The sequence below is a fragment of the Streptomyces sp. DI166 genome, assembly GCF_900091315.1.
In the GTDB taxonomy this organism is placed as follows: Bacteria; Actinomycetota; Actinomycetes; order Streptomycetales; family Streptomycetaceae; genus Streptomyces; species Streptomyces fuscus.
This window is the reverse complement of the sequence record NZ_FLSP01000037.1, coordinates 66510-72765: the sequence shown is the minus strand read 5'-3', so window position 1 is coordinate 72765 and position 6256 is coordinate 66510. Positions and strand designations below refer to the sequence as shown.

The window sequence follows — 6256 nt, the reverse complement described above, 5'->3', positions numbered from 1 at the left end:
AGCGTGCCGTGCGGCGGCGGGCGCGCGGACGCCAGTCGTCGCGGCGCCGGGTGCGGCCCGGTGCGCGCCCGCGTCCCGGGCCTCGCGGAAGGCGGCGACCGCGCGCCGCTCGCCCTCGGCGTCCAGGGTGTCCGAACGCATGGCGGCGGCCAGCAGGGTCTCCAGGTCTGGGCCGCCAGGGTGCGCGCTCCGACGGCCGACCGCGCCGCCGTCGCTCAGCTGTTCACCCATGTCCGTGTCCGTTCCTGTTCCGCCCTGTCCGCCCCGGGGCACGGCGGCCTGCCGGGTCCTGCGTGGCCCCTGGGGCCCGTGCGGGCCGCGTGCCCCCTGGGGACGACGCGGTCTCCGCGACCGGTGAGAGGGGCCGCGCTGCCCTGTCCTACGCCCGCGCGCCCCGCAACGTTCATTTCGACTCCCCCAGCGTGCGCGGACTCTCATCCGTCACACTCGCCGCGCCCAACTGGTCCGCCAGCCGCTTCAGACCCCGGTACGCGGCGGTGCGCACCGCGCCGGGCCGCTTGCCGAGGACCCGTGCCGCGGCCGGTCCGTCGAGTCCGACCACCACCCGCAGCAGCACCGCCTCCGCCTGGTCCCGGGGCAGCCCCCGCACCAGCTCCAGGGCGTGCGCGGTGGAGATCGACTCCAGTGCCTGCTCGTGCGTGCTGTGCGGTCCCGGAAGGTCGAGTACGTCCTGCTCGGTCGCCGTCCCCCGGGGCCGTACCCGCAGGCGGCGCAGATGGTCCAGCGCCCGGTGCCGGGCGATGGTCGCGCTCCAGCCCCGGAAGCCCGCCCCGTCGCCCTTGAACCGGCCGAGGTCCCGGGCGATCTCCAGCCAGGCGTCGGCGGCCACGTCCTCGGCGTCGTCGCCGACGATGCCGCGCAGATAGCCGAGGAGTCCGGGCTGCACGAGCCGGTAGGCGACGCCGAAGGCCGCCTCGTCGCCCTCCTGCGCCCGCGCCACCGCCCTGCCCAGCTCGGCGTCGTACGCGTGCCCGCGGCGGGGTTCCGCTCCCTGGCCCAAACCGTCCTCGTCCTGCCGAGTTCACGGCGGATCCGTGCCGTGCGGCACGACCCGCCCTCTGTTCACGCCCCCACGGGCAACAGCGCCGCGCTTCACAGAAGTGTCACAGCGCCGCCTTCACCCCACCCGTCTCAGGCGACCGCCCGCCGGGTGCGGCGCGGGGCCGGGCGGGCCCGCCCGTGCAGGGTCAGGTAGAAGGTCTGCAGGGAGTCCTCGGGCGCACCGGACTCGAACCGGTTGCGGACCTTGCCGAGCGGGTTCCACACCCGGCCGTCCGGCATCCGTACCCCCACCGGCTGCCCGAAGAGGTCCCGCTGCCGCTCGTCGCAGTCCACCCAGCGCGCGCCCGCCCGGCGCACCAGCACCTCACCGACGTACGCCCCGAGCCCCAGGAGCGTCTCGGCGGCCCGGTCGGTGTCGGCGCCGCCCTTGCGCAGGCCGTCCAGGAGGAAGTCGACGACGCGCAGGCTGGCCACGGAGTAGTCGAGCGGCAGCCTGCCGCGGGCGGTGACCCGGGTGACGAAGGCCGCCGCGTGACCGCGCATCCCGCTCGCGCCCGGCGCCCTGACGTCCGTGTGTCCCATCGCCCCACCCTCACTCGATCCGGCCTCGCTCGGTCCGGGGGAGCGGTCCGTCGACTCCCCCGTCCGACCCAGCGGATTTCGCCACCCGGGCATCACAGGGTGCGGCTGTGCTCATCCACACACAGAAATCACACGGTTCCGTACAACCTTTCGCGAGGGTGATGTTTGCGGTCCGGCCGACGCTGGGGGGAGAGCACGCCTGTTACAGGCGTGGCTGTTGTGTCCAATCTCCCTAGGGGTGGGGTAGTTGAGTCCACGTCGGACCCATGCGTACAAACCGCTCAGTCTCAGAAAGCGGGCCTGGCTGACCGTCGGAGCGGTCGTCCTGAGCGGAGCGGGGGTCGTCACGTACGCGATGGCCGACCAGCCCGCGCCCGCCGACGACAAGCCCGCCGAGCGGGCGCCGTCGGTGCGGACGCTGAAGTTGCGGAGCGAGGGCGGCGGCCGCAAGGGCCTCGACAGGCGTACGACCGAACAGTTCAGTGCCGTGGTGGTGACCTGGGACGACCCCGAGGCGGAGACCAGGGGCACCCCGCAGGTGCGCACCCGGGACATCGACACGGGCGCCTGGTCGCCGTGGCGGGACCTGGTCCTGGAGCCGAGCCAGGCCGAGGGCAAGGAGGCCGAGCGGGCCGCCCTGCGCGGCGGCACGGAGTCGGTGTGGACCGGAGAGTCCGACGGTGTCGAGGTGCGGGTCGTGGGCGACGACGGCACCGAGGTGGGCGGCCAGCCCGCCGGCATGGACATCAAGCTGCTGGACCCGGGCACCGGCCCGGAGACCGGGCTGGAACCGGCCGCCTTCGCGGCGGAGACCTCGGCACCCGCGACGACCGAGTCGCCCACGGCCACCGTGTCCGCCGCGCCCACCGAGTCCGAGTCGCCGTCCCCGACGCCGACGCCGACCGACACCGAGTCGCCGTCCCCGACCCCCACCGAGACCGTCCCCGAGCCCCGGCCCTCCACGGTCGCCAAGCCGCCGATCATCACGCAGGCCCAGTGGGGCGCGTCCACCGACTACAACGGCACGCCGACCTACGGCACCGAGATCAAGGCCGCCGTCGTCCACCACACCGGCGTCGACACCGACAACACGCTGTCCTGCGCCGAGTCCGCGGCCCGGATGCGCACCATCCAGCAGGCGCACTTCGCCCAGGACTACTTCGACGTCGGCTACAACTTCGTCGTCGACAAGTGCGGCCAGATCTTCGAGGGCCGCAGCGGCGGCACGGACCTGCCGGTGGTCGGCGCGCACGACATCGGGTTCAACACCGACACGCTCGGCATCTCCTACATCGGCAACTTCGAGTCGGCCAAGCCCAGCAGGGCCGCCCTCGACGCCATCGCGCGGCTGGTCGCCTGGAAGTTCGGCATGTACGGCGTCGACCCGGCCGGCAAGGTCACGCTGACCTCGCGGGCGCCGCAGGGCTCCAGCGGCAACAAGGTCCCCGAGGGCCAGGAGATCACCCTGCCGCGCGTCTTCGGCCACCGCGACACCAACACCACGCTCTGCCCCGGGGCGAACCTGTACCCGAAGCTCGGCCGGATCGCGACGCTCGCCGGGACGCCGGGCATCTCGCACGCACTGGCCACCGCCGACTTCAACCGCGACGGCGTCAACGACCTGGTCGCGGGCACCCCGAAGGCCAACCGGGTCACGGTGATACCGGGCAGCGTCGACGGTCCGGTCCCGGCGGCCCGGATCGGTCTGACCCAGAACAGCCCCGGGGTTCCCGGCTCCTCGGAGTCCGGTGACTCCTTCGGCGCCGCCACCGCCTGGGGCGACGTGAACGGCGACGGTCACGCCGACCTCGCGATCGGCGTCCCGGGCGAGGACGACACCAGCGGCAGCGCCGACCGCGGCGCGGTCACTGTGCTGTACGGCCCGGGGCTCGACACCGGTTTCTCGTACACCACGAGTGGTGTCACCCGGGCCGGTGCCAAGCTCGGTTCGGCGGTGGCCGTCGGCGACTTCGACGGCGACGGCAAGGCGGACGTCTTCGCAGCGGGCTCCGGCAAGGGCGGCAGCTACAACGTCCGGCTGACCGACGGCGCGACCACGTACGGCGCCCTCACCACGGCCACCGGTGCGGTGGCGCACCTGGACGCGGCGAGCGGCGACTTCAACCGGGACGGCTACGCCGACGTGGCCCTGAACTACCGCGACACCGGCGGCACCGGCCGCGTGGTCCGCTTCGCGGGCTCGGCGTCCGGCCTGACCAAGGCGGGTGTGCTGTCGGTCAAGGGCGGCCGGTCGGTCGCGTCCGGAGACTTCGACGCCAACGGCTACGACGACCTCGTCATCGGCCAGCCGGTCGCCGCGGAGTCCGGTGCCATCTCCGGCGGACAGATCACCATGCTGTTCGGCACCTCGACCGGCTTCACCACCACCGGCATGAAGGTCATTCACCAGGACACCGCGGGCGTGCCCGGCGGCAACGAGTCGGGCGACGCCTTGGGCATCTCCGTCTCGGCCGGTGACTTCGACGCCGACGGCTACGCCGACGTGCTGACCGGCGCCCGCAACGAGGACCTCACCCGCAGCGGCGTCAGCCACGCCAACGCCGGTACCACGGTGCTGGTCAGGGGCGGCCCGAACGGGCTGACCGGCTCCGGCTCGCTGGCCCTCTCGCAGGACACCGCGGGCGTGCCCGGCGCCGCCGAGAAGGGCGACCAGTTCGGTACGTCCGTGTCGCTGACCGACCTGTCCGGCTACGGCCGCGCCGACCTCACCGTCGGCGCCGAGGGCGAGGACGCCTTCAACGGCCTCCTGCTGCACGTCCCGAGCAACAGCGGCGGCCTCGGCATCGGTGACGCGGTGGCCTACAGCAGGTCCGTGCTCGGCACGCCGACCGGGGGGCGGCTCGGGCAGGTGCTCGCGCCGTAACGGCCCGGAACGCACCGGCCGGCCGGGATCCCGCTCACCGCGCGGGACCCCGGCCGGCTTTCATATGCCGCCGCGTGTCGCGTCCCGGCACAGCAGCCGCAGCGAGCCGTCCTCGGTGAAGCAGCGGCGGGCCTCCTCGATCGGGTCCCACAGCCTGCCATCGGGCGTACGGAGCCAGTGCTCGCCGCCGGAGGACCACCACTCGGCACCGGTCTGGCGGGCGATCACCTCCCCCGCGTACGCCCCGAGTCCGCGCAGCACCTCCGCCACGGCGGCCCACGGGGTGCCCTCGCGGCGCAGATCGTCGATGATCCGGTCCACCCGCCACAGGCTCTGCGCCGAGTAGTCCAGGCGCAGGCCCGCCCCCTCGCGCATGGTCGAAACCGCGTCCGCCGCCCATCGCACCGGCTTCGCCGCGGCCGTGGGCCTGGTCTGATGCTGTGTCGTCACACCGACAAGAGCGCGCCCGTCTCGGGTTTCGTCACCCGGATCGGGCGGCTGCGCGCAACCGCCGCAGGATTGCCGCACGGCCGCCCCAGGACCGTCACAGGAACCTCCCGGGAACCGGGTGTGACACCTCGCCGCTCCCGTGCGCTCCACTGACTGATGAGCGTGTACTTCCATCTGCGCGCGGTGCCGCCCTCGGCGCTGCGCAACAGCGCGTCATGGTTCCGCCGTCTGTTCGACGACGACTGGGACACCGTCCGCGACCGGATCGGCAGGCACCGCGAGGAGGTGCTGGACAGGGGGTACCTGCACCACGAGTTGCTGTACGCGGGCGTGCCGCCGTACCGGGCCCAGGAGGGGCCGTGCACCCATGTGGTGCTCGGTGGCCGTCCGATCGGTCACCCCGATCCGTCCCGGCCGCCCTTCCTGCTGCTCACCGCGGCCCAGGCCGGCCGGGTCGCCGAGTACCTGGAGGACACGGATTTCGCGGACCTGTGGGAGAGGGCCCGCGAGGAGGTGATGCGCCCTTACGGCATGCCGGAGCTGGAGCGGGACGTGCGCGGTGCCTTCGCCGCCGCGCACCGGGATCTGCGGGCCTTCTACACGCAGACCGCCCACTACGGCGACGCGGTCGTGAAGTGGCTGATGGGGTCGGACAGTCGGCTGACACGGGAGCGGGACGCGCCGGTGGGGTGAGGCACATGAGGGTCAGCCCCGCCCCCGCGCACGTCTGGACACCACCGCGCGCAGCACCCGGCGCCCCTCGGTGCACACCTCCAGTGCCGGGCGCAGTCCGCCCGCCTCGTGCTGGGCGAGCAGCTCCAGCACCGCGACCTGGCGGCGCAGTTCGGCGGCGAGCAGCGGCGGCATGCCCTCCGTGTCGCCCTCGCGGCGGGCGTCGACGGGGGTGTCGTCGTCGGCGGCGTCGAGCAGCAGGTGGATCCGGAGCGCGGCGACCGAGCAGGCCTCGGCCCACTCGCGCACCGCGCTGTCGGCCGGGGCCTTCGGGGCGGCGTCGAGCATCCGGTGGGCGAGGACGGCCGCCTCGTCCTCCTCGGAGTCCTCGGGGACGCCGACCTTGCCGCGCACCTCGTCGAGCAGGGCGGCCCACTGCCCGGTGTCGCCGCCGGTGCCGAGGGTGCCCCACAGCGGCCGCAGCAGCTCGTCGTCACCGCCCAGCAGGGGCACACACCGATCCAAACAAGCCAACCCGCTGGCGGCCAGTCCGCGTTCGTCCGCCCGAGCGATCAGCTCCACCAGACTCATGCACGCCTCCTTCGCCTGCGGTCCTCCCTTACGGAACCCGCACTTCCCCTAACT

6 protein-coding genes and 1 pseudogene are annotated in these 6256 nt (G+C 73.8%); 2 read left to right on the top strand and 5 right to left on the bottom strand.

All coding sequences use genetic code 11. The features are described 5' to 3' along the window. From GA0115233_RS19590 to GA0115233_RS19580, 3 genes and pseudogenes are all read right to left on the bottom strand, one after another. Positions 1–231, bottom strand: a pseudogene (locus tag GA0115233_RS19590) (hypothetical protein); the annotation flags it as partial. A gap of 172 nt (positions 232–403) precedes the next feature. Beyond that, positions 404–1021: an RNA polymerase sigma factor gene (locus tag GA0115233_RS19585; RefSeq protein ID WP_093721545.1), complete on the bottom strand. Its 618-nt coding sequence runs from the start codon at positions 1019–1021 to the stop codon at positions 404–406. A 131-nt stretch (positions 1022–1152) separates the two neighbouring features. Beyond that, positions 1153–1605, bottom strand: a complete 453-nt coding sequence (locus GA0115233_RS19580) for a hypothetical protein (RefSeq protein WP_255310265.1) — start codon at positions 1603–1605, stop codon at positions 1153–1155. Between the two features lie 247 nt (positions 1606–1852). On the opposite strand from GA0115233_RS19580, the gene GA0115233_RS19575 reads away from it, so the two are divergent. Then, on the top strand, positions 1853–4489 hold the full coding sequence (locus tag GA0115233_RS19575) for an FG-GAP-like repeat-containing protein (protein WP_093721543.1): 2637 nt from the start codon (positions 1853–1855) through the stop codon (positions 4487–4489). Positions 4490–4549: 60 nt separating this feature from the next. On the opposite strand, the gene GA0115233_RS19570 is transcribed toward GA0115233_RS19575, so the two are convergent. Next, a complete protein-coding gene (locus GA0115233_RS19570; RefSeq protein ID WP_093721542.1) occupies positions 4550–4939 on the bottom strand; it encodes a hypothetical protein in 390 nt (129 codons plus the stop codon). A 156-nt stretch (positions 4940–5095) separates the two neighbouring features. On the opposite strand from GA0115233_RS19570, the gene GA0115233_RS19565 reads away from it, so the two are divergent. Then, positions 5096–5632: a DUF1877 family protein gene (locus GA0115233_RS19565; protein ID WP_093721541.1), complete on the top strand. Its 537-nt coding sequence runs from the start codon at positions 5096–5098 to the stop codon at positions 5630–5632. A gap of 12 nt (positions 5633–5644) precedes the next feature. On the opposite strand, the gene GA0115233_RS19560 is transcribed toward GA0115233_RS19565, so the two are convergent. Beyond that, positions 5645–6202, bottom strand: a complete 558-nt coding sequence (locus GA0115233_RS19560; protein ID WP_093721540.1) for a hypothetical protein — start codon at positions 6200–6202, stop codon at positions 5645–5647. Positions 6203–6256: the final 54 nt, after the last annotated feature.

What these genes read in the sequence shown, in the direction of transcription:
- GA0115233_RS19580 (WP_255310265.1), bottom strand. Translation starts at nt 1,605, where the DNA reads ATGGGACACACGGACGTCAGGGCGCCGGGCGCGAGCGGGATGCGCGGT.
- GA0115233_RS19565 (WP_093721541.1), top strand. Translation starts at nt 5,096, where the DNA reads ATGAGCGTGTACTTCCATCTGCGCGCGGTGCCGCCCTCGGCGCTGCGC.
- GA0115233_RS19560 (WP_093721540.1), bottom strand. Translation starts at nt 6,202, where the DNA reads ATGAGTCTGGTGGAGCTGATCGCTCGGGCGGACGAACGCGGACTGGCC.